The sequence below is a fragment of the Salinarimonas sp. NSM genome, assembly GCF_052380005.1.
GTDB lineage: Bacteria > Pseudomonadota > Alphaproteobacteria > Rhizobiales > Beijerinckiaceae > Salinarimonas.
Genome location: NZ_JBQTCJ010000027.1, coordinates 31,765 through 55,100, shown reverse-complemented (window position 1 = coordinate 55,100; position 23,336 = coordinate 31,765). Strand labels below are relative to the sequence as shown.

Here is a 23,336-nt window from a genome sequence, read left to right as displayed (position 1 = left end):
GCGGCGCGGCGCGCGCCGCGCCGGCTGCGGCCGGCGGGGGGGCGGCGTAGAGCGCTGCGGCGCGCTGCGGCGTCGGGTCCCGGCCGGTGAGCAGCAGCTCCAGGAAGCCGCCCCCGAGATCCTGCGCCTGCGCCTGCGGCGCGGGGGCCGCGAGCACGAGACATGCGGCGAGCGCCGCGGCGAAGGCGCCGCCGCGCGGGCGCCGCACGAGCCTCGCGAGCACGAGGAATGTCTGCATGATCCTCTCTCCCTCCATTCCCCGGCGACCGCGCTCCGGCACGGACGCCCGGGGGAGAGCGAAGGCCCCGCACCCTTGAAGGTTCGTGGACGTGCGACGCCTCGTTGAGCTTAACCTTAAGCGCGTGTGGATCAACGTGGTGAACGCGGCGCTGCACGGCCCGCGCCCGGCGCTCGTGCGTCCCGTTCACCCAATCCTAAACCTTGATGAGACAAGGTGCGCCATTCCCGTATCCAGAACAGCGTCGGCGACAGATGTCCTTCTCCCAAAAGCGCTACCGCATCGAGGAAACCCTCCGGCACGAGCCGATCACGCTACCGCCGGTGCTCAACGGCGGTTGCGCCGCCGCAGGGGCCGCTCCCGGTGCCGCGGCGGGACCCGGCTGCGCCGACCCGCGGCTGTCGCACATCATCGAGGCCATCGGTGAGTTGCGCCAGTTCCTCGACCCGTCGCAGCGCCTGGCGTCGGACGTGATCGACGCCTATCGCAAGGAGATCACCGAGGTCTACGCGCTGCGCCAGGAGATCGACGCCATGAAGGCGGCGATCACGCAGACGAAGCGCGAGATCGCCTCGCTCTACAAGTCCGACGAGGAGGGCAAGGGCATGCGCCGGGTCGCCGGCGAGCTCGACGCCGTCGTCACCGCGACAGAGGAGGCGACTGGGTCGATCCTGTCGGGCCTGGAGGACATCGAGACGCACGTGAACATGCTGCGCGCGTCGGGCGGAACCAAGGGCTCGGGCGACGAGATCGGCGCCATCCTCGACCGCGTGATCTCGATGTACGAGGCCTGCAACTTCCAGGACCTGACCGGCCAGCGCATCACCAAGATCGTCAACGTGCTCAAGTTCGTCGAGGAGCGCCTCGACCGCATGATCGACGTCTGGGGCGGCCTCGACGCCTTCCAGGAGCTGATCCAGCACGAGGTGCTCGGGCCGAAGGTCGACGACGAGAAGGCGCTGCTCAACGGGCCCAAGCTCGAGGAGGACGCGGGCCACGTCTCGCAGGACGACATCGACTCGCTGTTCGATTGAGGCCTGTCGATCCGGCCTTGACGCGCGACGCCCGATCGCGCATATGCAGGCGACTTTCGGCCGGGCTCGCCCGGCCTCTTCGGTTTTGGCGGTGTGCTGGCGGCCCGACGGGTCCTCGCGCCGCGACGAGGCTCACGAGGACGATCCCATGGCGAAGGCCGTCACCATCAAGGTCAAGCTGCTGTCGACCGCCGACACCGGCTTCTTCTACGTCACCAAGAAGAACACCCGTACGATGACGGAGAAGATGACGCAGCGGAAGTACGATCCCGTTGCCAAGAAGCACGTCGAGTTCAAGGAGACGAAGATCAAGTGAGCCACGCGGGCGCCGTTACGGTCGCCCCGTCTCCTTCGATCCAGACGTCCCAGGCTCCCGCCCGCGGATGCGGGCCGCTACGGAAGGCGCCCACGTGGGCGCCTTTTGCTTGTGCGCTCATGCGCGGTGCTTCTCGCCTGCGCGCTTCGCGCGGTGCGGCAGTGGAACGCGCGCGCTCGGATTGCGACGAAAGTCTCGGGGCCGGCTTTGACTCGATGGCGGGCCATGGTAATCAGCCCGCGACCTCTCATGGCCCCGCGCTCCGGGGCCCGCCCACGAGCCACGGACCAGACCCTGTGAACGACCAGCTCGACCCGGCCCGCGCCGCCGCAGCCGCCGAGGCGGCCCCGACTCCGTCCGACCTCGCCAATGCGCTGCGCGCGCTGGCCATGGACGCGGTGGAGAAGGCCAAGTCCGGCCATCCAGGCCTCCCCATGGGGGCGGCGGACGTCGCCACCGTGCTGTTCACCAAGGTCCTGAAGTACGACGCCGCCGATCCGGCCTGGCCCGATCGCGACCGGTTCGTCTTCTCCGCCGGCCACGGCTCGATGCTGCTCTACGCGCTCCTGCACCTGACCGGCGTCGAGGGCATGACCATCGAGGAGCTGAAGAACTTCCGCCAGCTCCATTCCAAGACCCCCGGCCACCCCGAGAACTTCGTCACGCCGGGCGTCGAGACGACGACCGGGCCGCTCGGCCAGGGCATCGCCACCGCGGTCGGCATGGCGCTCGCCGAGCGCATGCTGGCGGCCGAGTACGGCGAGGAGATCGTCGATCACCACACCTTCGTGCTGGCCTCCGACGGTGACCTGATGGAGGGCATCTCGCACGAGGCCATCGCCTTCGCGGGGAACCTGCGGCTGAGCAAGCTCGTCGTCCTGTGGGACGACAACGGCATCTCCATCGACGGTCCGCTCTCGCTGTCGGACACGACGGACCAGCGCAAGCGCTTCGAGGCCTGCGGCTGGACGACGATGCGCGTCGACGGCCACGACCAGGCGGCGATCGCCCGGGCGCTTGCGCGCGCCAGGAAGTCCGACCGCCCGACGCTGATCGCCTGCAAGACGACGATCGGCTTCGGCGCGCCCACCCGCGCGGGCACGTCGAAGGCCCACGGCGAGCCGCTGGGCGCCGAGGAGCTCGCCGGCGCCAAGAAGGCGCTGGGCTGGGGACACGCGCCCTTCGAGATCCCGGCCTCGATCAAGAAGGCCTGGGAGAAGGCCGGCCGCAAGGGCCGCTCCGCCCGCAAGGCCTGGGAGCAGCGCTTCCAGGCGCTCCCGGCGGAGACCCGCGCCGAGCTCGAGCGGCGCCTCGCCGGCATCCCGCCACAGGCGCTCGTCGAGGCGATCGCGGCCCACAAGCGCGCGCTCGTCGAGAGCCCGGCCGCGGTCGCGACCCGCAAGGCCGGCGAGGCGGTGCTCGAGGCCATCGCGCCGGCGGTGCCCGAGCTCGTCGCCGGCTCCGCCGACCTGACGCCGTCGAACAACGTCAAGGTAAAGACCTCCGTGCCTGTGAAGCCGGGCGACTTCGCCGGCCGCTACGTGCACTACGGCATCCGCGAACACGGCATGGCGGCCGCGATGAACGGGATCGCGCTGCACGGCGGCTTCCGCCCGGCGGGCGCGACCTTCCTCGTGTTCACCGACTACGCCCGCCCCGCCATGCGGATCGCGGCGCTCGCCGGCGTGCCGGCGATCTACGTGATGACGCACGATTCGATCGGCCTCGGCGAGGACGGGCCGACCCACCAGCCGGTGGAGCACCTCGCGGCGCTGCGCGCGATGCCCAACATGCGCGTCTTCCGCCCCGGCGACGCGGTCGAGACGGCGGAGTGCTGGCAGCTCGCGCTCGAGCGCACCGACGGGCCCAGCGTGCTCGCGCTCACCCGCCAGAACCTCGCCCCGGCGCGCACGACGCACAGCGAGACCAACCTCTGCGAGACCGGTGCGTACGAGCTCTCTCCCGCGAAAGGCGCGGCGGCCAAGGCGACGATCTTCGCCTCCGGCTCGGAGGTCGAGATCGCGCTCGCGGCGCAGGCGCTGCTGGCCGAACGCGGCATCCCTTCGCGCGTTGTCTCGACGCCCTCGCTCGACCTCTTCCTCGCGCAGCCGGAGGAGGTGCGCGCGCGCATCCTCGGCGACGCGCCGATCCGCGCGGCGATCGAGGCCGGCGTGCGCTTCGGCTGGGACGCGGTGATCGGCAGCGACGGCGTGTTCGTCGGCATGGAGAGCTTCGGCGCGAGCGCGCCCTACAAGCAGCTCTACGAGCACTTCGGCATCACGGCCGCGGCGCTCGCCGACAAGATCGCGGCGCGTCACAACGGCTGAGCCGCGCGCGCCGTCTCGACGGCGTGCCGCTCGGCGAGACGAGATGCAATCGACGAGCCGGCGCACCGCGCCGGCGTAGCACAGGGAGATCGAGATGACGGTGAAGGTCGCCATCAACGGGTTCGGGCGGATCGGGCGCAACATCCTGCGCGCCATCGCCGAGAGCGGGCGCACGGACATCCAGGTCGTCGCCATCAACGACCTCGGCCCGGTCGAGACCAACGCTCATCTCCTTCGCTACGATTCGGTGCACGGCCGCTTCCCCGGCACCGTCACGGTCGACGGCGACACGATCGACGTCGGCACCGGCCCGATCAGGGTCACGGCGGTGAAGAACCCCGCGGAGCTGCCGCACGGGGACCTCGGCGTCGACATCGCGCTCGAGTGCACCGGCATCTTCACCGCGCGAGACAAGGCGGCGCTGCACCTCGACGCCGGCGCCAAGCGCGTCATCGTCTCGGCGCCCGCCACCGGTGCGGACCTCACGGTCGTCTACGGCGTGAACCACCAGGCGCTGACGAAGGATCACCTCGTCATCTCCAACGCCTCGTGCACGACGAACTGCCTCGCGCCCGTAGCGAAGGCGCTGAACGACGCGGTCGGCATCGACCACGGCTTCATGACGACGATCCACTCCTACACGAACGACCAGCCGTCGCTGGACCAGATCCACAAGGACCTCTACCGCGCCCGCGCGGCGGCGCTGTCGATGATCCCGACCTCGACGGGCGCGGCGAAGGCGGTGGGCCTGGTCCTGCCCGAGCTCGACGGCAAGCTCGACGGCGTGTCCGTGCGCGTGCCCACGCCCAACGTCTCGGTGATCGACTTCAAGTTCGTCGCCAAGCGCAAGACGTCGGTCGAGGAGATCAACGCCGCCATCCAGGCGGCCGCCGACGGCCCGATGAAGGGTGTGTTGAACTATACGTTCGAGAAGCTCGTCTCCTCGGACTTCAACCACGATCCGCACTCGTCGATCTTCCACATGGACCAGACCAAGGTGCTCGAGGGCACGATGGTGCGCGTCATGTCGTGGTACGACAACGAGTGGGGCTTCTCGAACCGGATGGCCGACACCGCCGTGCACATGGCGAAGCTGATCTGACGCAACGCCCCGCGAGACCCGGCGCCAGCCGCGCCGGGTTCTCGCCCGCGATCCGATCGTCGACGCCCCCACCGCACGGAGTGCCCGCCATGGCCGACAAGACCAGCGCCTTCCGCACCCTCGACGACGCCGACCCGCGCGGCAAGCGCGTGCTCCTGCGCGTCGACCTCAACGTTCCCGTCGAGGACGGGCGCGTCGGCGACGCGACCCGCATCGCGCGCGTCGTGCCGACGATCCGCGAGATCGCCGACAAGGGCGGGCGCGTCGTCCTCCTCGCCCATTTCGGCCGCCCGAAGGGCCAGAGGGTCGAGAGCGAGAGCCTGAAGGTGGTCGTACCGGCCCTCGCCGAGGCGCTGGGTCGCGACGTCGCCTTCGCGGAGGATTGCGTCGGAGAGGTGGCCCGCGCGGCCGTGGCGCGGATGGGGGACGGCGACGTTCTGCTGCTCGAGAACACCCGCTTCCATGCGGGCGAGGAGAAGAACGACGCGGACTTCGCCCGGGCGCTCGCCGAGAACGGCGACATCTACGTCAACGACGCATTCTCCGCCGCCCACCGCGCCCACGCCTCGACGGAGGGCCTCGCCCACGTCCTGCCGCCCTTCGCGGGACGCGCGATGCAGGCGGAGCTCGACGCGCTGACGAAGGCGCTCGAGCAACCCGAGCGGCCGGTCTGCGCCGTCGTCGGCGGCGCCAAGGTCTCGACCAAGCTCGATCTGCTCGAGAACCTCGTCTCCAAGGTCGACAGCCTCGTCATCGGCGGGGGCATGGCCAACACCTTCCTCCACGCCATCGGCGTCGGGGTCGGCAAGTCGCTGGCCGAGCGCGACCTCGCCGCGACCGCACAGCGCATCCTCGACAAGGCGAAGGCGACGAGCTGCGCCATCGTGCTGCCGGTCGACGCGACCGTGGCGGAGAAATTCGAGGCGCACGCGCCGCACCACGAGTACGGCATCGACGCCATTCCCGAGGACGGCATGATCCTCGACGTCGGCTCGCTCTCCGTCGACCGCGTGCGCGCGGCGATCGGCGACGCGAAGACGCTGGTCTGGAACGGCCCGCTGGGCGCCTTCGAGAAGACGCCCTTCGACAAGGGCACGGTCGAGGCCGCGCGCTACGCGGCGCAGCGCACCCGCGAGGGCGCGCTCGTCTCGATCGCCGGCGGCGGGGACACCGTCGCGGCGCTCAACCACGCGGGCGTGGCCGACGACTTCTCCTACGTCTCCACCGCCGGCGGGGCCTTCCTCGAATGGCTCGAGGGCAAGAGCCTGCCGGGTGTCGAGGCGCTGCGTCGCTGAGATCCGAACCGTACGAGACCGGAACCGAGGAAAGGAAAGGGGCGCGATGAACATCGACCAGCTGACAGAGGTGGCCTACGCGATGGTGCAGCCCGGCAAGGGCATCCTCGCCGCCGACGAGAGCACCGCGACCATCCAGAAGCGCTTCGACGCGATCGGCGTCGAGAACACCGAGGACAATCGCCGCGACTACCGGGAATTCATGTTCCGGACGCAGCCGGCGATGCGCGAGCACATCTCGGGCGTGATCCTGTTCGACGAGACCATCCGCCAGAAGGCCAAGGACGGCACGCCCCTCGTCGAGGTGATCAAGCAGTCGGGCTCGATCCCCGGCATCAAGGTCGACGCCGGCGCGCGTCCGCTACCCGGCTGCCCGGGGGAGACCATCACCGAAGGCCTCGACCGCCTGCCGCGGCGCATGCAGGAATACTACGAGCTCGGCGCGCGCTTCGCCAAGTGGCGCGCGGTGATCGACATCGCCGACGGCATCCCGACCTGGACGGCGGTGAAGGCGAACTGCCACGCACTGGCGCGCTACGCCGCCATCTGCCAGGAGGCCGACATCGTGCCGATCGTCGAGCCCGAGGTGCTGATGGACGGCGACCACGACATCAAGCGCTGCGCCGACGTCACGGAGTGGGTGCTCAAGACGCTCTTCCAGGAGCTCTACGAGATGCGCGTCGTGCTGGAAGGCACGGTGCTCAAGCCCAACATGATCGTGCCGGGTAAGAAGTGCCCGAAGCAGGCCTCCGTCGAGGAGGTCGCCGAGCGCACGATCCAGGTGCTGGAGCGCTGCGTGCCCGTGGCGGTGCCTGGAATCGCCTACCTCTCCGGCGGCCAGTCGGACGTGGACGCGACGGCGCATCTCGACGCCATGAACAAGATCGGCGGCTTCCCCTGGCACATGACCTTCTCCTACGGTCGCGCCCTCCAGGCCGCCCCGCAGAAGGCGTGGTCCGGCAAGCCGGAGAACGTCGCGGCCGGCCAGGCCGCCTTCAACCACCGCGCCCGCATGAACGGCCTCGCCTCCACCGGCGAGTGGTCGACGGACCTGGAGAAGCAGGGGGCCTGAGGCCCGCCGCGCGCCGCCGATGCGATCGGGGAGGGGGCGTCCGGGAGGCTGGGCGCCCTTTTCGCATTCCGGCCGGCTGTCGCCCTCACGCCCCGTTCGCCTTCAGCACCAGCTCCGCGCTGGCGCGGTTCAGGGCGAAGGGGATGTCGTAGAGGATCGCGAGGCGCATGAGCGCCTTCACGTCGACGTCGTGCGGATGGGGTGTCAGCGCGTCGACGAAGAAGATCATCGCGGCCACGCGCTCCTCGGCGATGAGCGCGCCGATCTGCTGGTCGCCGCCCAGTGGGCCGGACTTGAGCCGCGTGATCTCGAGGTCGGGGAGCGCCTCGGCGATGCGCCCGCCGGTCGTCCCCGTCGCGACGAGACGGAAGCGGGAGAGCTCCTGCGAATGCGTGCGGCAGAACTCCACGAGATCGGCCTTCTTCTCGTCGTGGGCGACGAGGGCGACGATGGGGCGCGGGTCGGCGGCGGTCTCGCTCGGCATGCGGTTCGGCTCTCCAGGGAAGCGCGGGCAGCCTCGCGCGATTTCGGCCGAGGGGCAACCCTCGCGGCAACCCTCGCCGCGGCGCGCGCGTTGGCCGGCCGACGCATCCGACCAGCGAGGCACCCGATGAAGCGATATCTCATGGAGGCGACGAGCCCGGGCTACACGCCCGAGCGCCTGGAGGCGCGCATCCGCCACGACCGCTCGCGGGACATGGCCTATCGCCGTGCGATCGTCGCGACCTCCCTCGTCGGCATGGCCTCGATGGCCTTCGTCACGCTGTTCCAGACCGGCACCGTGCGCCGCCTGCCGGACCCGCCGACGCGCCGGCCGCACTTCGACACCGCCAAGGTGAACACGTCCGACGAGGCCTATTCCTACGGCATGCCCGACGGCCCGCTGACGCTCGCGATGCACGCCGCGAACCTCTCGCTCGCTGCCGCCGGCCCGCCCGAGCGCTGGCGCGAGCGGCCGTGGATTCCCGTCGCCGCGAGCGCCTTCTCCGGCGCGCAGGCGGCGGTTGCCGCGCAGTACCTGTTCTACCGCATGCCCTTCGTCGACCGCGCCTGGTGCCCCTATTGCATGGTCGACGCGCTCGCGCACTTCGCGAGCTTCGGGCTGTCGCTGCCCGAGACGGCCAAGGCGCTCGGCCTCGTCGACGAGCGGCGCGTGCCGCCGCCTCCAACGCGCCGGCGCCCGGAGCCGGTCAGGGCCGGAAGCGATCCGGCACGCCCCCGTCTCGATCGGTGAAGTCGTAGAGACGGGCGAGATCGGCGGTCGCGACGACCCGGCCGGCGTGACGCGCGACGTCCGGGTCCGCCGCCAGTGCCGCCACCGCCCGCCCGACGAAGAGCGGCGTCTCCGTCGCCGCGTCCGCCTCCCCCGCCTCGCGCACCCGCTCGGTCGCCACATGGCCGGGCGAGAGCGCGAGCGCGGTGACGCCGTGGGGCGCGAGTTCCTGCGCGCAGGCGAAGGCGAGGCGGTTGAGGGCGTGCTTCGCGCCGTCGTAGAACACGTCGCCGAGATAGCCCCCGCTCGTGTCGAAGGACACGAAGCCGATCAGCCCCCGCCGTGCCGCCACCATCGCCGGCGCCACGGCGCGCGCCAGCAGCAGCGCGGGGCGCACGCCCGTCTCCTGGAAGCGGCCCATCAGCCCCGCGGGGCGGCGCCAGAACGGCGTGCCCCAGCGCGAGCCGTCCGGGAACGTCTCCCCGTCGAAGCCCTCGTTGCCGCCCCAGACCGACGAGATCGCCACGTCGATCCGCCCGAAGCGTCTGAGCGCCCAGGAGACGAGCCCGTCGACCTCGCGCTCGCTGCAATGGTCGCACACGTAGGGGTGGCCGCGACCGCCCGCCGCCTCCACGGCACGCGCGGCGTCCTCCACGGTCTCAGGGCGCCCCTCGGTGCGCGCGCCGGCCTCGGAGGAGCGACCGGTGACGATCACCGTCGCGCCCGCCTCGGCGAGCCCCAGCGCGATCCCCAGCCCGACGCCGCGGGAGGCGCCGGCGACGAGGGCGATCGTTGAAGATGCATTGATATCATTCATAATAATAACTCCAGCTCATTCAAAACTATCTTGACGCATCGTTCTGATGATGAATATAACCATGTATCGACAGCTTACCGCAGGAGCGTGGAACATGGCTATCTTGGGTGGAGCACTGGATATCGGGAGCAAGATCCTCGGCGGCGGCGGAGAAGGCGGCGGGATCTTCGGAGGGCTGATGAACAAGATGCTGCCCGGCATCGGCGAGTTCGCGAGCATCATCACGAACCCCGGCGCGTTCATGGAGCAGCTCGGGAGCAACCCCATGGGCACGATCATGGGCCTCGCCGCCAAGGCGGGCGAGGCGGGCCTCCTCGGGCCTTGGGGCAAGGTCGGAGCGATGGCCTACGGCGCGCTGCAGGGTCAGGGCCTCTCCGACCTCCAGGCCGGCTCGATGCTGGAGCAGCTCGGGGTCGACCCGCAGAGCGCGATCTTCGGCTCCGCGAGCCAGGTGATCGGCGCCGTCTCGCGCGGCGAGATGGACGAGCAGACCGGCATGGACGCGCTCTCGACGCTGGCGGGTCTCGACCCGGCACTCGAGTCGGCGCTCACCACCATCGGCGGTGGCGGCTTCGACTTCGGCTCGCTGCTCTCGGGCGCCCTCACCGGCGGCTTCGGCGGCCTCCCCGGCGCGGGCGGCTTCCTGCGCGACTGATCGCGCGGGCCGGCGCGCATCGGGCGAGCCCGTCGGCTCGGCTCAAGGCGTGCCGGCCTCCGGCAGCGCGGCCGCGCCGGCGGTCGCGGCGCGGGCGAGGCCTTCGGTCTCGCCCAGATGCGCCTCGCCCATCCAGCGCGCCCGCGCGATACGCGCGGCGTGCGCCGGATCGGTGTCCCCGGCGTCGGCCGCGGCCTTGGCGGCGAGCGCCTCCTCGGCGAGGCAGGCGATTCCGCGAGCGAGCGCGAACAGCCGCAGGTACGGCGTCGCGCCCGCGAGCGCGTCCTCCTGGCGGCCCTCCGCGATCGCGGCGAGCATCCACGACGTGGTCTCGTCGAGGCGCATGCTCGCCTCCCGCAGGCGCGCGGCGAGCATGCCGAAGCCCTCGTGCGCCTCCTTGGTCACCCGGGTCGCGATCGCGCGGATGCGGGCGATCTCGGCGCGCGCCGTGGCGCCGCCCGATAGGGGCAGCTTGCGGGTGACGAGGTCGATCGCCTGGATGCCGTTCGTGCCCTCGTAGATCGGCAGGATGCGCGCGTCGCGATAATGCTGCGCGGCGCCGGTCTCCTCGACGAATCCCATGCCGCCGTGCACCTGGATGCCGAGCGAAGCGACCTCGACCGCGATGTCGGTCGAGAACGCCTTGGCCAGCGGCGTCAGGAGCGAGGCGCGCTCGAAGGCCACCTTGCGCGTCCCGGCCTCGGGGGCGCGCGCCGCCTCGTCGAGGGACGCCGCGGTGAGGAAGCAGATGCCGCGCGCGGCGTCGGTGAGCCCGCGCATGGTCGCGAGCATGCGCCGCACGTCGGGATGCTCGGCGATCGCGACCATGCCCTGGCCGGTGTAGCTCGCAGTACGGCCCTGCCGGCGCTCGCGGGCGTAGGCGAGCGCGCGCTGAGTCGCGCGCTCGGCGATCGCGACGCCCTGGACCCCCACCGCGAGGCGGGCGTTGTTCATCATCGTGAACATGCAGGCCAGCCCGCGGTTCTCCTCGCCGACGAGCCAGCCGATCGCCCCCTCGCGCTCCCCGTAGGCCATGGTGCAGGTCGGCGCGGCGTGGATGCCGAGCTTGTGCTCGAGCCCGGCGCAGACGACGTCGTTGCGCGTGCCGTCGGGCAGGATCTTCGGCACCAGGAAGAGCGAGATGCCGCGCGTCCCGTGCGGGGCGTCGGGCAGGCGGGCGAGGACGAGGTGGACGATGTTGTCGGCGAGGTCGTGCTCGCCGAAGGTGATGTAGATCTTCTGCCCGAAGATCCGGTAGCTGCCGTCGTCCGCGCGCTCGGCGCGGGTGCGCAGCGCCGATAGATCGGAGCCGGCCTGCGGCTCCGTCAGGTTCATCGTCGCGGTCCACTCGCCCGACACGAGCTTGCCGAGCCAGCGCTCCTTGAGCTCGGGCGAGGCGTGCGCCTCGATCGCGTCGATCGCGCCCATGGTGAGGATGGGGCACAGCGCGAAGGCCATGTTGGCCGCGTTCCACATCTCGACGCAGGCGGTGTTGACGAGGATCGGCAGGCCCTGGCCGCCGTGCTCGACGGGCCCGGGCAGCGCGTTCCAGCCCCCCGCGATCCAGTCGCGATAGGCCTGCGGGAAGCCGTCGGGCGTGTGCACGCGCGCGCCCTCCTTGCGCAGCCCCGCGAGGTCGCCCGGCCGATCGAGGGGCGCGAGCCGCTCGCCGGCGAAGTCGCCCGCGGCCTCGAGGATCTGCGCGACGAGCTCCGGCGTCAGGTCCGGGTAGAGGCCGGCCTCGATCTTGGCGTCGAGCCCCGCGACGGCGCGCATGGAGAACAGCATCTCGGACACGGGGGCGCGATAGGCCATGGCGGGCTCCTCGGGGTTCTCTGGCGTTTCCTCTGGCGGCTCTGAGGCGAGCCGTCTTCATGCGACGAAAGGCGGACGCCAGGAGTAGTTCGGATGTGAACTTTCGGCAAGCGGCCGCGCGGTCACGGGGCGAGCAGCGCATCGCTCTTAAGGTTGCGTATATTCTAGATTCGCGACTAATGATCGGGTGTCGCATCGCTCGCGGAGCCCGCCGCATGACCGCGCAGACGCCGCAGCCCCTCGACTTCGCCGCCGCGACGCGGGGTCTCGACGGCCACCACAACTTCGTGCTCGCCGACGTGAACGATCATTGCCTGCGCATCGCCGTCTTCGAGGGGACGTATCGCTGGCACCGTCACCCGGGCTCGGACGAGCTCTTCGTGGTGGTGGAGGGGCGGCTCGAGATCGATCTCGACGAGGGGACGGTCGTCCTCGGGCCGGGGCAGGCGCATCGCGTGCCGGCGGGGGTGCGCCACCGCACGCGCGCGACCATGCGCACGGTCAACCTGTGCTTCGAGCGCACCGACGCCGAGACGGTCTTCGACGAGCGCCCCGGGGACGATTGACGGGATGTCGCACCCGGCTAAGCTCCCTCCTGCCCGATGCGAACGGCGTCACGCGCGAGCCCGCGCGCGAGGGGATAGACGACCATGTGCGACATCTGCGTGACCAACGCGGTCAAGGACCGCATGCTCAGCCGCCGCGACCTCTTCCGCCGCGGGGCGGGCGGCGCGGCCGCCATCGCCGCCGTCTCGGCGGGCGCGGCGACGCTCGGCGCGAGCCCCGCCCGCGCGCAGATCGCCGGCGCGCCGGTCGACCTCACGCACACGCTGCACGAGGGCTTCCCGACCTTCTTCGGCGAGCAGCAATTCTTCGTCGAGAACGTGTTCAATTACGCCGAGCATATGTTCAATCTCAACGTCCTGCGCGTGAACGAGCATACCGGCACACACGTGGACGCGCCGCTGCACTTCTCGCAGGACGGCGCGAGCGTCGACGAGATCCCGGTGACGAACCTCGTCGCCCCGCTCGCCATCGTCGACATCCGCGAGAAGGCGGCGCGGGATGCGGACGCGCAGGTCACGCCCGACGACCTGAAGGCCTGGATCGCGCAGAACGGGCCGCTGCCGGAGGGCTGCTGCGTCGCCATGCTGTCGGGCTGGGGCGCGCACGTGGACGGCGATCGCTTCCGCAACGCCGACGGCGAGGGCAAGATGCACTTCCCGGGCTTCCACGTGGAGGCGGCGCGGATGCTGCTCGAGGAGAGCTCCGCCGTCGGCATCGCGGTGGACACCCTCTCCCTCGACCACGGCCCCTCGCCGGATTTCGCCACCCACTATGCCTGGCTGCCCGAGGGGCGCTGGGGGCTCGAATGCGTGGCGAACCTCGAGGCGCTGCCGGCGACGGGCGCGACGCTGGTGCTCGGCGCGCCGAAGCACCGCGGCGGCTCCGGTGGGCCGGCGCGGGTGCTCGCCTTCGCCTGAGCGATCAGGCGGCCGAGCGGTCGGCGAGCGTCCGGGGGGCGGGGGAGGGGTCGTCGCGCCCGGCGATCTCCAGCGGCCAGCCTGCGACCCGGCCGCGGCCGGCGGCCTTGGCCGCGTAGAGTGCCGCGTCCGCCTGCGCGAGCGCGTCCCGCGCCGACGCCCCGGGCGCCGGCATCGCCGCGATGCCGACCGACGCGCCGATCTCGGCGCGTCCGCCCGGCAGAACGAAGGGGCGCGCCAGCGCCGCCACGATCGCCTCGGCGAGCGGGCGCGCATCGCCGTCGCAGCGGCGCACCACGACAAACTCGTCGCCGCCGAGCCGCGCCAGCAGGTCGTGAGGGCCGACGAGGGCGCCCACGCGTGCCGCGACCTGGCGCAGGAGCTCGTCGCCGGCGGCGTGGCCCAGCGTGTCGTTCACCGGCTTGAATCGATCGAGATCGAAGCACAGCACGCACAGCGGCCCCGCGTCCCCGCCGCGGGCGGCGAGCGCCTCGTCGAGGGCGAGCCGGTTGGCGAGCCCCGTCAGCGGGTCGGTGCGCGTCAGGCGCTCGAGCGCGTGGCGGTTGTCGAGGCTCGTGCGCAGCGTGCCGTACACGAAGCGCACGAACTCGATGTAGGACAGGAAGTAGAAGCCGATCAGCGCCGCCGCGGCCGCATAGTACGGGTCGAGCCGCGCCAGCGCGGCGACGACGAAGGGGGCGAGCAGCAGCGCGCCGGTGACGAGCGCGATGCGCGGGCGCACCGAGGTCCGTGCGGCGAGGCCCGAGGCGTAGCACATGATCATGCCGACGCCGAGCATGTGGCCGAAGGCGTCGTCGAAGGCGAGGGCGCGCGCCACCATGATCCCGAGCGTGCCGGCGAAGACGTAGCTGCCGATCTCGTACCAGCGCTCCCAGCGCGCCGCGACGGCGGCGGTCTTGGGCGTCGGGCGCACCTTCAGATCGTAGGCGAGGATCTTGGCGCAGCGCAGGACGCCGAGCGTCGTGGCGAGCACCGCGAGGACCCACATCCACGTATCGCCCGTCCGCGACGCCACGAGCGCGCCGACCGCGCCGGAGGCGAGCGCGATCACGCTGACGGTCTTCAGCGAGGTGTAGAGCAGGTCCACGAGGGCGACGTAGGCGCGGTCGCTCTCGTGGCGGCGCGTACGCAGCATGCCGGGTCCTCGAGACGGTGCGCCCTCTAGTGGCGCCTCGTCATTCGACCCGAATACCTCTTAAGGGCGGGTGTACGCCGGTGGTTGCGACGTTTGCCGCGCGCTCACGGCCCGGGCCTCTCAACGTTCCGAGGAGAAGTGGCGCTTGAGATAGGAGAGGATCGTCTCCTTCGTCTCTGCATCCATCTCGGCCATGCCCTGCTGCTCGACCATCCAGGTCCAGGTGTAGTCCCACCGCGCGTCGGTGAGGCGCTGCTGGGTGACGATGTCGAGGGAGTGGCAGGCCGAGCAAAGGTAGTAGGTGTCCTCCATGCCCGGCGTGTCGGGAAGGTCGGCGAAGTCGGGATTGCGCGGCACGTCGTCGGCCGGGGCTGTGCCGGAGGGCTGGCCGCCGCCGGGCAGCATGGGGTTGAACCCGCCGCCGGGCCGCATCGGGTCGAAGCCCTGGGCGGCGAGGCCGGCGGGGGTCAGGGGAAGGGCGAGGAGGCTGGCGAGGAGCGCGGTCGCGCGGGCCGCGCGGCGAAGACGGTTCTGCATGGATCGACGTTCTCGGCGGGTGCTGAGCGGGGGGCGAGACGGCACCGGGCGCCCGCGGTCGCGGGCGCCCGGCAGGAGGCGCGGCGTTGGCCCGGCCCGATCAGACGGCGAACAGCGCGATGCGGTGCATCATGTTGTTGCCGTATCCGCGCGGGTTCCAGCCGGGAACGACCGGCGGCTGCATGTTGCCGTCCTTGTCCGTGGCGCGCGCCCAGACCTCGTAGTAGCCCGCTTCCGGCGGGGTGACGCTCGCCGTCCAGCGCTGCCAGGCGAAGGGGTTGGGCGGCGCCATCAGCTCCGCTTCCTGCCAGGTCTGGCCGAAGTCGAGGGAGACGTGCATGGCCGCGACGTCGCCCTTGCCGCACCAGGCGTGGCCGCGCACCTCTGTGGGCCGCCCGGCGGCCACCTCGGCGCCCGTCGCCGGGAAGGTGACGATCGACTTCACCGGCATCTCGAGCATCACGACCATGTCGCTCTCGGGAACCTCGGTGCCCGGCGCGACCGGGTAGGCCGGCAGCCGGTAGGAGTAGCCCGTCATCTTCTCCCCGTCGTGCTCGCGGTCGCGCACCCAGATGCGGGTGAGGTACTTCTGCGAAACCGAGCCGGGGAAGCCGGGGATCACGAGGCGCAGCGGGAACCCGTGCATGGCCGGCACCGGCTCCCCGTTCATCGCCCAGGCGATCAGGTTCTCGGGGGCGAGCGCCTTCTCGATCGGGACGCCGCGGGAGATCACCACCTTCTCCGGGTCGCCGGAGAGGTGCACGTCGTTGCCGTAGTGGCCGGTGTAGACGGCCGACGACTTGACGCCCGCGCGCTCGAGCACGTCCTTGAGGCGCACGCCGGTCCACTCGGGGCAGCCGACGGCGCCGACGGTCCACTGGTTGCCGGACGCGCCGGGCTGGAAGAAGGCGCGCCCGTTGCCGCCGCACTCCACCCACAGCGGGGTGGTGACCGTCTCGAACTCGTTCTGCAGGTCTGCGATCGTCAGCGTCAGCGGGGTCTCGACCTCGCCGTCGATGGTGAGCGTCCAATCGTCGGCGCTCATGTCCATGGCGTGCTGGGGCACGAGGCCGTTGTTGCGCACGAACATCCGCTCGTAGGGGGTGACGTCGTCGTCGAGCAGGTGCGGCGGCGTCTCGGCGTTGACCGGGCGATCGCCGAGCACGACGAGGCCGTCCTTGTCGGTCATCAGGCCCATGCCGACATCCTGGGCGAGCGCCACGGGAACGAAGCCGGGGGGCGCGTTGCGGCCGAAGGGAATCGTGGTGCCGAGCAGCGCGCCCATCGCGGTCAGCCCCGCGCCCTTGAGGAATCCGCGCCGGCCGGGACCGGCGATCTCGCCTGCCGCCGTCGCGGCCGCCTGGCCCGGGGCTTTGGTGGAAGCATCGTCGAGCATGCCGGTTCCTCCGTTCTCTCGTTGTCGTCTGGCCGAGCGACGCACGCTCGTACTGCGTAGCGTAACCCCGGAGTAGTACCTATGCAAGAGAGGGAATTCATCGGGCGGTTTTTCGGCAGCGGCAGACCTAATCCTAAGTTGCCGAATTATTGCTGCGAGCCGCGCTGATTTTATCTATGCGCCACACGGCGCAAACAGCAATCGAGACGGGTTGGGGTGAGATGTAATCGCGCTCTGGGCGGCATCTCGTGGCGCTGATGCGCGCCTTGGTCGTTATCCCAGCTCCAGCCGCACCACCTTCAGGTCCGGATCGTCCGCGTCGGCGCGGATCGCGAAGCCGAGCTGGCGGCACATCTCGAGCATGGTGCGGTTCTCTCGCAGCACCTGGCCCTCGACGTGGCCGAGCCCCTCCTCCTTCGCCCACTCGATCATGAGCTGCATCAGCCGCCAGCCGAGCCCGATGCCCTTGAGGTCGGAGCGCAGCAGGATCGCGTACTCGCCGCTCTCGTGGTTGGCGTCGGCGTGGAGACGCACGGCGCCCATCATCTCGCCCGTGTCCGGGTCGACCGCCACGAACGCGATGGCGCGGGCGTAGTCGATCTGCGTGAGGCGCGCGATGAAGGAATGCGAGAAGTCCTTCACCGGCGCGAAGAAGCGCAGGCGCAGGTCCTCGTCGGTGACGCGCTTGAAGAACCCGAGGAACAGCTCCTCGTCCTCCGGCCTGACGGGCCGCACGAAGACCTCGCGCCCGTCCGAGAGCGCGAGGCGTCGCTCCCATTCGACGGGGTAGGGCCGCACGGCGAAGCTCGCGTGCGGGGCGCTCGCGCGCCGGCCGCTCACGGGGGCGACGGCGACGCGGGCGTCCACGGCGATGACGCCGTCCTTGTCGGCGAGGAAGGGGTTGATGTCGAGCTCGCGCACCTCCGGCAGGTCGGCGGCGAGGTGGGAGAGCTTGACGAGGACGAGCTGGACCGCCTCGAGATCCGCGGCGGGCACGTCGCGATAGGCCGCGAGCACACGCGAGACGCGGGTGCGGGCGACGAGCCCGGCGGCGAGGTTCATGTCGAGCGGGGGCAGCGCGAGCGCCTTGTCGTTGATCACCTCCACCGCGGTGCCGCCGCGGCCGAACACGATCACCGGGCCGAACGTGTCGTCGTGCGCGATGCCGGCGATGAGCTCGCGGGCCTTGGGCTTGCGCACCATCGGCTGGACCGTCACGCCGGTGATGCGCGCCTGCGGCTTGAGCCGGGCGGCGCGCGCGAGGATGTCGCGCGTCGCCTCCTCCACCGCCTGAACGCTGGTGAGGTCGAGCGAGACGCCACCGATGTCCGACTTGTGGACGATGTCGGGGGAGAGGATCTTCACCGCGACCGTGCCGCCCGCCTCGACGAAGGGCCGCGCCGCGGCGCCGGCCTCCTCGGGCGTTCGGGCGAGCGAGACGGGGGCGTCGGGGATGGCGTAGGCGCGCAACAGGCCCGATACCTCGATGGGATCGAGCCAGGTGCGCCCCTCCGTGACGACGCGCTCTACGATCGCGCGGGCGGCGGCGCGGTCGGGCGCGAAGTCCTGCGGCAGGCTCGCGGGCGTGCGCATCAGGATGTCCTGCGCCTCGCGCCAGCGCACGAGGTGCATGAAGCCCTGCACGGCGTCCGCCTCGTTGGCGTAGTGCGGGATGCCCGCCGCCTCGAAGGCGCGGCCCGCCTCCGGGTCCTCGCCGAGCCACACGGCGAAGACGGGCTTGCGGCGAAACGCCGTCTCCCGGTCCCGCGCCACGGTCTCGACCACCGCCTGAGCCGCGGCGGGCGCGGAGGCGAGCGCGGTGGGGACGTTGAGGACGAGGACGGCGTCGTTCGCCGGGTCCTTCAGCAGGGCTTCGAGGGCGGAGGCGTAGCGGCGCGCGTCTGCGTCGCCGATGATGTCGACCGGGTTCGCCCGCGACCACGTCCGCGGCAGCGACGCGTCGAGCGCGGCCCGGGTGTCGGCGGAGAGCACGGCGAGCGTCCCGCCGTGGTCGATCAGCCGGTCGACGGCGAGCACGCCCACGCCTCCGCCGTTGGTGAGGATGGCGAGGCGCGAGCCCTGGAACGGCTTCTGCCGCCCGAGCGTCTCCGCGGCGGCGAAGAGCTCGTCGAGGTCGTAGACGCGCAGCAAGCCGGCGCGGCGGAAGGCGGCGTCGTAGACGCCGTCGGAGCCCGCGAGCGCGCCCGTGTGCGTCGCCGCCGCCTTCGCGCCCTGGGCGTGGCGGCCGGACTTGATCACCACGACGGGCTTCGCGCGCGAGGCCGCGCGGGCGGCGGACATGAACTTGCGCGCCGCGTTGATCGATTCGACGTAGAGCAGGATCGCGCGCGTGCCGCGGTCGGCGGCGAACCAGTCGAGGCAGTCGCCGAAATCGACGTCCGTCTTGTCGCCCAGCGAGACCACGGCGGAGAAGCCGACGTTTCGCTGCCTGCCCCACTCGACGAGGCCCGCCGCGATGGCGCCCGACTGGGACACGAGCGCGAGATCGCCCGGCAGCGGCGCGTTGGCGGCGAAGCTGGCGTCGAGCCCCGCGCGCGGCGCCATGACGCCGAGGCAGTTCGGCCCGACGATGCGCAGGCCGTGACGGCGCGCGCGCTGGCGCGCGTCCTCGGCGAGGGAGCCGGGGCCGTGGCCCAGCCCCGCGGTGATGACGATCGCGGCGCCCGCACCGACCCGCCCCGCGTCCTCGATCACGCCGGGCACGGAGGTGGGGGGAGAGGCGACGACGACGAGGTCGGGGGCCGCCGCGAGATCCGAGAGCCGGGCGACGCAGGGTCGCCCGTCGATCTCGCGATGGCCCGGGTTCACCGGCGTGATCGGCCCCGCGAAGCCGGCGCGGGTGAGGTTGCGCAGCACGGTCCACCCCAGAGAGCCTTCTCGCGGGCTCGCCCCGACGAGGGCGATCGAGCGGGGCGCGAAGAGCTTGTCGAGGTTCCAGGTGCTCATGGTCGGGCCCTCCTGCGGGCGTGGCGCGGGCGCACGGCGGACCGGATCGATGATCGGTCCCCGGGAACGGGTCCGTCATGGGAGGCGCGCGAACGGCGCGAGGTCAAGCGCGACGGATGAAGCACGGTTCGACGACGCCCGTGCGACGCGCCGTCGGCGGTGCTCACAGGCGCACGAGGGAGAGGACGATCTCCTCGTAGCTCTTCCCGAGCGCGGCGAGCCGATCGGCGAGGGCGCCCTGCGAGGCCGCGAGGCCCTCCCGGCGGCTCGCATGCGCGCGCTCGATGGCGAGGAGCTCGGCGTAGAGCGGCTCGATCACCGCGCGGGCGGCGGCCGACGCCCCGCGCCGGTTCGAATGGTAGCCGACGAGGCGTCCCGCGGCGTCGCGGCTCGGGGTGACGTGGGCGAAGACCCAGTAGTGCGCGCCGTCCGCGGCGAGGTTGTTCACGTAGGCGAACACCTCGCGGCCCGCCTCGATCTCCCGCCACAGGTGGGCGAAGACGCAGCGCGGCATGTCGGGATGCCGGATGATGGAATGCGGCGCGCCGATCGCCTGCGCCTCGTCGAGCGCGGCCATCGCGAGGAAGGTGGCGTTGGCGTAGGTGATTCGGCCCTTCGGGTCCGTCTTGGTGACGATGATGTCGCCCGGCGGCAGGGTTCGCTCGACGCCGGTGGGCACGACGAGGCGGTCGAGCCGCCTCCCGGGGCGGACCGGCCGGGGGTCGGCGGTCGAAGCATGGCGTGTCGTGAGCACGGGCGATCACCTTCGCTGGCGCGGTTCCTTGCAGGTTCCTTGCAGGTTTCTGGCAGGTGCCTGGCAGGTCGTGCGCGAAAGGCTAGGCCGCCGCCCGGGGGAGCCGCGCTGATCTGGATCAACCGGCCGCGCTATGCCGCGGCCGTGGACCCTCACCCGCCGCGACGGGCACGGGGTGGGAGCGGCACGGTCTCGCCGTCCCCGCCGGCGATGGTGGCGAGGACGAGCGCGTCGTCCACGAGCACGTCGCCGCCGGGCCGGGGCTCGGCTGCCGCCGGCGCATCCGGCTCCAGCCTGGCGTAGACGGCGCTGCCGTGCGCGAGCAGGCGCGCGAGGCGCCGCGCACGGGCGGATTCGGAGCGCCCGTCGACCGAGACGTAGCGGTCGATGCGGGTGCCGATCATCGCCGCGAAACGCGCGTCGACCTCCGCGAAGCTGAGCGGGCGCTTGCGGTTCCCGCCGTCGTAGAAGATCGCGCGATTGGCCCGTGCGGCGGCGGCGAAGGTCTCGGCGGCGGCGGCCTCGGGGCTCTCGTCCTTGAGCGCGAGAAAGCGCTCCGCGCCGCCCGGGCCGAGGAAGTGGGCGATGTAGACCTCGTGCGGGGCGAGCCCCCGCCCGAGCGTCGCCTCGATGCGCGCGCGGTCGCGGGCGAGCATCTCGCCGGCCATGAGGCCGGACAGCAGCGGATCGCGGCGCAGCGCCAGGATCTCGGCGCGCCGCGCCTCGTCCTCGACGACGTAGCGCCCGTCGGCGTTCTGGGCGATGTCCGCGGCCTCGGCCGCGAGCCCGTGATCGGCGCCGAAGGCGTGGACGACCTGCAGCCAGGTCTGCTCGATGAATTGGAACAGGCCCTCCGCCGAGGATGTCCCCGCGCCCACCGCCGGGCGCAGGCTCGATTCCTTGTCGGCGAGGGCCAGCATGAAGACGGGGTCCGCGCCGGTGCGCGCGGCTGCGGCGCGCACGGCGGTGACGATCCAGCGCTCGACGCGCATGGCGCCGAAGCGGACGGTGCGGGTCTCGCTCCAGAGCGCGCGCCCGAGCGTCTCGATCTTCGCCTTCGCCGCCACCGGCGCCGCGCGCGCCACCCGGGCGGCGAGACCGGCGTGCGTCGCCTGGGGCGTCGCGGCGGCGAGATGCGAGCGCAGCGCATCGAGGCCGGCGGAGGCGAGGGCGAGCGGCGCGAGCCCGGAGACGCAGCAGGGGCCTGTGCTCGCGATCGCCGTCGCGAAGCCGGCGATCGGCGCGCGCGCGCCGTCGACGACGAGGAGATTGGCGGCGAGCCCGATGACGAGCACCGCGGCGATGCGGCGGGCGGGGCGCACGGCCCCGACGGCGCCGAACGCATCGACCGGCCGGGAACTCATCCGGCTCGATCCCGTTGCAGACTGACCCACCTTCGTGGAGCCGCTCGCGGCAGTGCCCGCGGACGCGAAGACTCGCGCCGTGATCGCCTGCGTCATTCCACCCCTCGACGAATGCGCGCCTCGATTCGGGCGCTCCTGATCGGTGAGGCACGCTTCACCTCTCAATCCGGCGGCAATGGGTCAGCGTGACCGTTGCAGCGTGCGACGGTCCGCCGCGTCATCGAAAAGCCGCGGATCGCCGGTACGCCTCTCCGAAGTCGCGGAGCGCCTGTGGCGAACCGTTGCGCGCCGCAGGCGCGTACTCGACGTCCTCGCGGAAGATGCGCTCGCGGAAGGGGAGAAGCAGGTCATGATGGCGGACACCGTCGCTCTCGCGCCCTCCGTCCGCGCGCCGTCGTCCGACGGGGCCGGCGCCGTGCGCCCGCCTGCTCGTTTCAACGTCTTCATGCGCCGCGATGCGCAGGAGCTGCGCTGCGCCGTCCCCGAGGATCGCGCGGTCCCCGCGTTCATCGACGCGCAGGACTGGGCTTTCGTCGGGCGCCTCGACGGCGAGACGCCCGCGCCCCGCGGCTTCGACACCCGTGCCGCCGACGTGCTGGCGCGCTGGAACGGGTTCTACCTGTTCGAGGCCTGGGAGCGCCGCGACGGCCCGTGACGCGCGCCGATCGGGCGACGCCTTCCGGGACGAGGGGGAGGGAGTGCGCCTCTCCGCCGCCCGTCCGACGTCGACCGATGCGCACTCCTCATGTGCCGTCGACGTTCTGCCGTCGACGGCCCCATCCGGCGGGGGACGGCGGGGGCCTGCGTCTTGTTCCGCGCGCCCGCCACGCCTATGGTCCGCGCGCCGCCGGACCGAACGGAGTGATGCGCGCGTGGCCATTGCCAGCATGACGGGTTTCGCCCGCGAAGCGGGGACGACGGGCGCCGCCGCGTGGGCGCTCGAGGCGAAGTCGGTGAACGGGCGGGGCCTCGACGTGCGCCCGCGCACGCCGCCGGGCTTCGACGCGATCGGCGAGGAGGCCCGCCGCGTGCTCTCGCAGGCGTTGACCCGCGGCCAGGTCCAGCTCTCGCTGACGCTCCAGCGCGCCGCCGGCGCCGCGAAGGTGCGGGTGAACCGCGAGGTCCTCCAAGGGCTGCTCGATGCGCTCGCGGACGTGAGGGTGCCGGACGGCATCGCCCCGGCCTCCCTCGACGGGCTGCTGGCCGTGCGCGGCGTGATCGAGCTCGACGAGGACGAGGCCGCGCCGAGCCCCGAGGCGCTGGAGACGGACCTGCGCGCGGCCTTGCCGCGGCTCGCCGAGGCGCTCGCCGCCGCGCGCCGGGAGGAAGGTGCGGCGCTCGAGGCGGTGATCGAGGGCCACCTCGCCACGATCGCCGATCTCGTCGCGCAGGCGGAGGCGCACCCTGGCCGCTCCACCGAGGCGATCCGCGCGCGGCTGTCGTCCCAGGTCGCTGCGCTCGTCGAGGCGCATGTCGGGCTCGACGCGGCACGCCTCCATCAGGAGGCCGCGCTGATCGCCACCCGTGCCGACATCCGCGAGGAGCTCGATCGGCTCGCCGCCCACGTCGCCCAGGCGCGCTCGCTGCTCGCCGAGGGCGGCGCCGTGGGCCGCAGGCTCGACTTCCTCGCCCAGGAATTCGGTCGCGAGGCCAACACCCTGTGCGCCAAGGCGAACGATGTGGAGCTCTCGCGGATCGGGCTCGCGCTCAAGCACGTCGTCGACCAGCTGCGCGAGCAGGTGCAGAACGTGGAGTGACGAGATGGGATCGCAGATCGACGGCCGCGACGATGTC

21 protein-coding genes and 1 pseudogene are annotated in these 23,336 nt (G+C 72.0%); 12 read left to right on the top strand and 10 right to left on the bottom strand.

Annotation, left to right across the window (positions count from 1 at the left end):
- A pseudogene (locus ACTZWW_RS11670) lies at positions 1 to 238 on the bottom strand (hypothetical protein); the annotation flags it as partial.
- 254 nt (positions 239 to 492) lie between these two features.
- Here ACTZWW_RS11670 and ACTZWW_RS11665 point away from each other — a divergent pair.
- The 6 genes from ACTZWW_RS11665 (at position 493) to ACTZWW_RS11640 (ending at position 7,384) form a co-directional block, all read left to right on the top strand.
- Positions 493 to 1,272 (top strand): protein phosphatase CheZ, encoded by a 780-nt coding sequence (locus ACTZWW_RS11665; protein ID WP_444781124.1) that lies wholly within the window; start codon positions 493 to 495, stop codon positions 1,270 to 1,272.
- 148 nt (positions 1,273 to 1,420) lie between these two features.
- Positions 1,421 to 1,588 carry a 50S ribosomal protein L33 gene (gene rpmG, locus ACTZWW_RS11660; RefSeq protein ID WP_372424943.1) on the top strand — a complete coding sequence of 56 codons (168 nt, stop codon included), beginning with the start codon at positions 1,421 to 1,423 and terminating at the stop codon, positions 1,586 to 1,588.
- Positions 1,589 to 1,884: 296 nt separating this feature from the next.
- Positions 1,885 to 3,915 carry a transketolase gene (gene tkt / locus ACTZWW_RS11655; RefSeq protein ID WP_444781123.1) on the top strand — a complete coding sequence of 677 codons (2,031 nt, stop codon included), beginning with the start codon at positions 1,885 to 1,887 and terminating at the stop codon, positions 3,913 to 3,915.
- Between the two features lie 94 nt (positions 3,916 to 4,009).
- On the top strand, positions 4,010 to 5,017 hold the full coding sequence (gene gap / locus ACTZWW_RS11650; protein ID WP_444781122.1) for a type I glyceraldehyde-3-phosphate dehydrogenase: 1,008 nt from the start codon (positions 4,010 to 4,012) through the stop codon (positions 5,015 to 5,017).
- A gap of 89 nt (positions 5,018 to 5,106) precedes the next feature.
- Positions 5,107 to 6,312 carry a phosphoglycerate kinase gene (locus ACTZWW_RS11645; protein WP_444781121.1) on the top strand — a complete coding sequence of 402 codons (1,206 nt, stop codon included), beginning with the start codon at positions 5,107 to 5,109 and terminating at the stop codon, positions 6,310 to 6,312.
- 46 nt (positions 6,313 to 6,358) lie between these two features.
- Positions 6,359 to 7,384 carry a class I fructose-bisphosphate aldolase gene (locus ACTZWW_RS11640; RefSeq protein WP_444781120.1) on the top strand — a complete coding sequence of 342 codons (1,026 nt, stop codon included), beginning with the start codon at positions 6,359 to 6,361 and terminating at the stop codon, positions 7,382 to 7,384.
- A gap of 85 nt (positions 7,385 to 7,469) precedes the next feature.
- Here the strand turns inward: ACTZWW_RS11640 and ACTZWW_RS11635 are convergent, their stop codons facing one another.
- Positions 7,470 to 7,868 carry a methylglyoxal synthase gene (locus ACTZWW_RS11635; RefSeq protein WP_444781119.1) on the bottom strand — a complete coding sequence of 133 codons (399 nt, stop codon included), beginning with the start codon at positions 7,866 to 7,868 and terminating at the stop codon, positions 7,470 to 7,472.
- Positions 7,869 to 7,994: 126 nt separating this feature from the next.
- On the opposite strand from ACTZWW_RS11635, the gene ACTZWW_RS11630 reads away from it, so the two are divergent.
- Positions 7,995 to 8,618, top strand: coding sequence for a vitamin K epoxide reductase family protein (locus tag ACTZWW_RS11630; RefSeq protein ID WP_444781118.1), 624 nt, complete (start codon positions 7,995 to 7,997; stop codon positions 8,616 to 8,618).
- On the opposite strand, the gene ACTZWW_RS11625 is transcribed toward ACTZWW_RS11630, so the two are convergent.
- Positions 8,575 to 9,414 carry an SDR family NAD(P)-dependent oxidoreductase gene (locus ACTZWW_RS11625; protein WP_444781117.1) on the bottom strand — a complete coding sequence of 280 codons (840 nt, stop codon included), beginning with the start codon at positions 9,412 to 9,414 and terminating at the stop codon, positions 8,575 to 8,577. The two genes, ACTZWW_RS11630 and ACTZWW_RS11625, sit on opposite strands and share 44 nt — an antisense overlap.
- A 94-nt stretch (positions 9,415 to 9,508) precedes the next feature.
- On the opposite strand from ACTZWW_RS11625, the gene ACTZWW_RS11620 reads away from it, so the two are divergent.
- On the top strand, positions 9,509 to 10,069 hold the full coding sequence (locus ACTZWW_RS11620) for a hypothetical protein (protein ID WP_444781116.1): 561 nt from the start codon (positions 9,509 to 9,511) through the stop codon (positions 10,067 to 10,069).
- Between the two features lie 42 nt (positions 10,070 to 10,111).
- On the opposite strand, the gene ACTZWW_RS11615 is transcribed toward ACTZWW_RS11620, so the two are convergent.
- On the bottom strand, positions 10,112 to 11,884 hold the full coding sequence (locus ACTZWW_RS11615; protein WP_444781115.1) for an acyl-CoA dehydrogenase: 1,773 nt from the start codon (positions 11,882 to 11,884) through the stop codon (positions 10,112 to 10,114).
- A gap of 215 nt (positions 11,885 to 12,099) precedes the next feature.
- Between ACTZWW_RS11615 and ACTZWW_RS11610 the strand changes: the two genes are divergently transcribed.
- Both ACTZWW_RS11610 and ACTZWW_RS11605 read left to right on the top strand, forming a co-directional pair.
- Complete coding sequence (locus ACTZWW_RS11610; RefSeq protein WP_444781114.1) at positions 12,100 to 12,450, top strand: cupin domain-containing protein; 351 nt, start codon at positions 12,100 to 12,102, stop codon at positions 12,448 to 12,450.
- An 84-nt stretch (positions 12,451 to 12,534) separates the two neighbouring features.
- Positions 12,535 to 13,368, top strand: coding sequence for a cyclase family protein (locus tag ACTZWW_RS11605; protein WP_444781113.1), 834 nt, complete (start codon positions 12,535 to 12,537; stop codon positions 13,366 to 13,368).
- A 4-nt stretch (positions 13,369 to 13,372) separates the two neighbouring features.
- Here ACTZWW_RS11605 and ACTZWW_RS11600 read toward each other — a convergent pair whose 3' ends face one another.
- From ACTZWW_RS11600 to ACTZWW_RS11575, 6 genes are all read right to left on the bottom strand, one after another.
- Entirely contained in the window at positions 13,373 to 14,524 is a 1,152-nt protein-coding gene (locus ACTZWW_RS11600) for a diguanylate cyclase domain-containing protein (protein ID WP_444781112.1), read from the bottom strand.
- 120 nt (positions 14,525 to 14,644) lie between these two features.
- Positions 14,645 to 15,061, bottom strand: coding sequence for a hypothetical protein (locus ACTZWW_RS11595; protein ID WP_444781111.1), 417 nt, complete (start codon positions 15,059 to 15,061; stop codon positions 14,645 to 14,647).
- 100 nt (positions 15,062 to 15,161) lie between these two features.
- Positions 15,162 to 16,457 carry a sulfite oxidase gene (locus ACTZWW_RS11590; protein ID WP_444781110.1) on the bottom strand — a complete coding sequence of 432 codons (1,296 nt, stop codon included), beginning with the start codon at positions 16,455 to 16,457 and terminating at the stop codon, positions 15,162 to 15,164.
- 273 nt (positions 16,458 to 16,730) lie between these two features.
- Complete coding sequence (locus ACTZWW_RS11585; protein ID WP_444781109.1) at positions 16,731 to 19,424, bottom strand: bifunctional acetate--CoA ligase family protein/GNAT family N-acetyltransferase; 2,694 nt, start codon at positions 19,422 to 19,424, stop codon at positions 16,731 to 16,733.
- A gap of 163 nt (positions 19,425 to 19,587) precedes the next feature.
- Positions 19,588 to 20,103, bottom strand: a complete 516-nt coding sequence (locus ACTZWW_RS11580; protein ID WP_444781129.1) for a PAS domain-containing protein — start codon at positions 20,101 to 20,103, stop codon at positions 19,588 to 19,590.
- 227 nt (positions 20,104 to 20,330) lie between these two features.
- A complete protein-coding gene (locus ACTZWW_RS11575) occupies positions 20,331 to 21,542 on the bottom strand; it encodes a transglycosylase SLT domain-containing protein (RefSeq protein ID WP_444781108.1) in 1,212 nt (403 codons plus the stop codon).
- Between the two features lie 349 nt (positions 21,543 to 21,891).
- On the opposite strand from ACTZWW_RS11575, the gene ACTZWW_RS11570 reads away from it, so the two are divergent.
- Positions 21,892 to 22,197, top strand: coding sequence for a hypothetical protein (locus ACTZWW_RS11570; RefSeq protein WP_444781107.1), 306 nt, complete (start codon positions 21,892 to 21,894; stop codon positions 22,195 to 22,197).
- Positions 22,198 to 22,414: 217 nt separating this feature from the next.
- Complete coding sequence (locus ACTZWW_RS11565; RefSeq protein ID WP_444781106.1) at positions 22,415 to 23,299, top strand: YicC/YloC family endoribonuclease; 885 nt, start codon at positions 22,415 to 22,417, stop codon at positions 23,297 to 23,299.
- Positions 23,300 to 23,336 lie beyond the last annotated feature (37 nt).

What these genes read in the sequence shown, in the direction of transcription:
- ACTZWW_RS11665 (WP_444781124.1), top strand. Translation starts at nt 493, where the DNA reads ATGTCCTTCTCCCAAAAGCGCTACCGCATCGAGGAAACCCTCCGGCAC.
- rpmG (WP_372424943.1), top strand. Translation starts at nt 1,421, where the DNA reads ATGGCGAAGGCCGTCACCATCAAGGTCAAGCTGCTGTCGACCGCCGAC.
- gap (WP_444781122.1), top strand. Translation starts at nt 4,010, where the DNA reads ATGACGGTGAAGGTCGCCATCAACGGGTTCGGGCGGATCGGGCGCAAC.
- ACTZWW_RS11645 (WP_444781121.1), top strand. Translation starts at nt 5,107, where the DNA reads ATGGCCGACAAGACCAGCGCCTTCCGCACCCTCGACGACGCCGACCCG.
- ACTZWW_RS11640 (WP_444781120.1), top strand. Translation starts at nt 6,359, where the DNA reads ATGAACATCGACCAGCTGACAGAGGTGGCCTACGCGATGGTGCAGCCC.
- ACTZWW_RS11635 (WP_444781119.1), bottom strand. Translation starts at nt 7,868, where the DNA reads ATGCCGAGCGAGACCGCCGCCGACCCGCGCCCCATCGTCGCCCTCGTC.
- ACTZWW_RS11630 (WP_444781118.1), top strand. Translation starts at nt 7,995, where the DNA reads ATGAAGCGATATCTCATGGAGGCGACGAGCCCGGGCTACACGCCCGAG.
- ACTZWW_RS11625 (WP_444781117.1), bottom strand. Translation starts at nt 9,414, where the DNA reads ATGAATGATATCAATGCATCTTCAACGATCGCCCTCGTCGCCGGCGCC.
- ACTZWW_RS11620 (WP_444781116.1), top strand. Translation starts at nt 9,509, where the DNA reads ATGGCTATCTTGGGTGGAGCACTGGATATCGGGAGCAAGATCCTCGGC.
- ACTZWW_RS11615 (WP_444781115.1), bottom strand. Translation starts at nt 11,884, where the DNA reads ATGGCCTATCGCGCCCCCGTGTCCGAGATGCTGTTCTCCATGCGCGCC.
- ACTZWW_RS11610 (WP_444781114.1), top strand. Translation starts at nt 12,100, where the DNA reads ATGACCGCGCAGACGCCGCAGCCCCTCGACTTCGCCGCCGCGACGCGG.
- ACTZWW_RS11605 (WP_444781113.1), top strand. Translation starts at nt 12,535, where the DNA reads ATGTGCGACATCTGCGTGACCAACGCGGTCAAGGACCGCATGCTCAGC.
- ACTZWW_RS11600 (WP_444781112.1), bottom strand. Translation starts at nt 14,524, where the DNA reads ATGCTGCGTACGCGCCGCCACGAGAGCGACCGCGCCTACGTCGCCCTC.
- ACTZWW_RS11595 (WP_444781111.1), bottom strand. Translation starts at nt 15,061, where the DNA reads ATGCAGAACCGTCTTCGCCGCGCGGCCCGCGCGACCGCGCTCCTCGCC.
- ACTZWW_RS11590 (WP_444781110.1), bottom strand. Translation starts at nt 16,457, where the DNA reads ATGCTCGACGATGCTTCCACCAAAGCCCCGGGCCAGGCGGCCGCGACG.
- ACTZWW_RS11585 (WP_444781109.1), bottom strand. Translation starts at nt 19,424, where the DNA reads ATGAGCACCTGGAACCTCGACAAGCTCTTCGCGCCCCGCTCGATCGCC.
- ACTZWW_RS11575 (WP_444781108.1), bottom strand. Translation starts at nt 21,542, where the DNA reads ATGAGTTCCCGGCCGGTCGATGCGTTCGGCGCCGTCGGGGCCGTGCGC.
- ACTZWW_RS11570 (WP_444781107.1), top strand. Translation starts at nt 21,892, where the DNA reads ATGATGGCGGACACCGTCGCTCTCGCGCCCTCCGTCCGCGCGCCGTCG.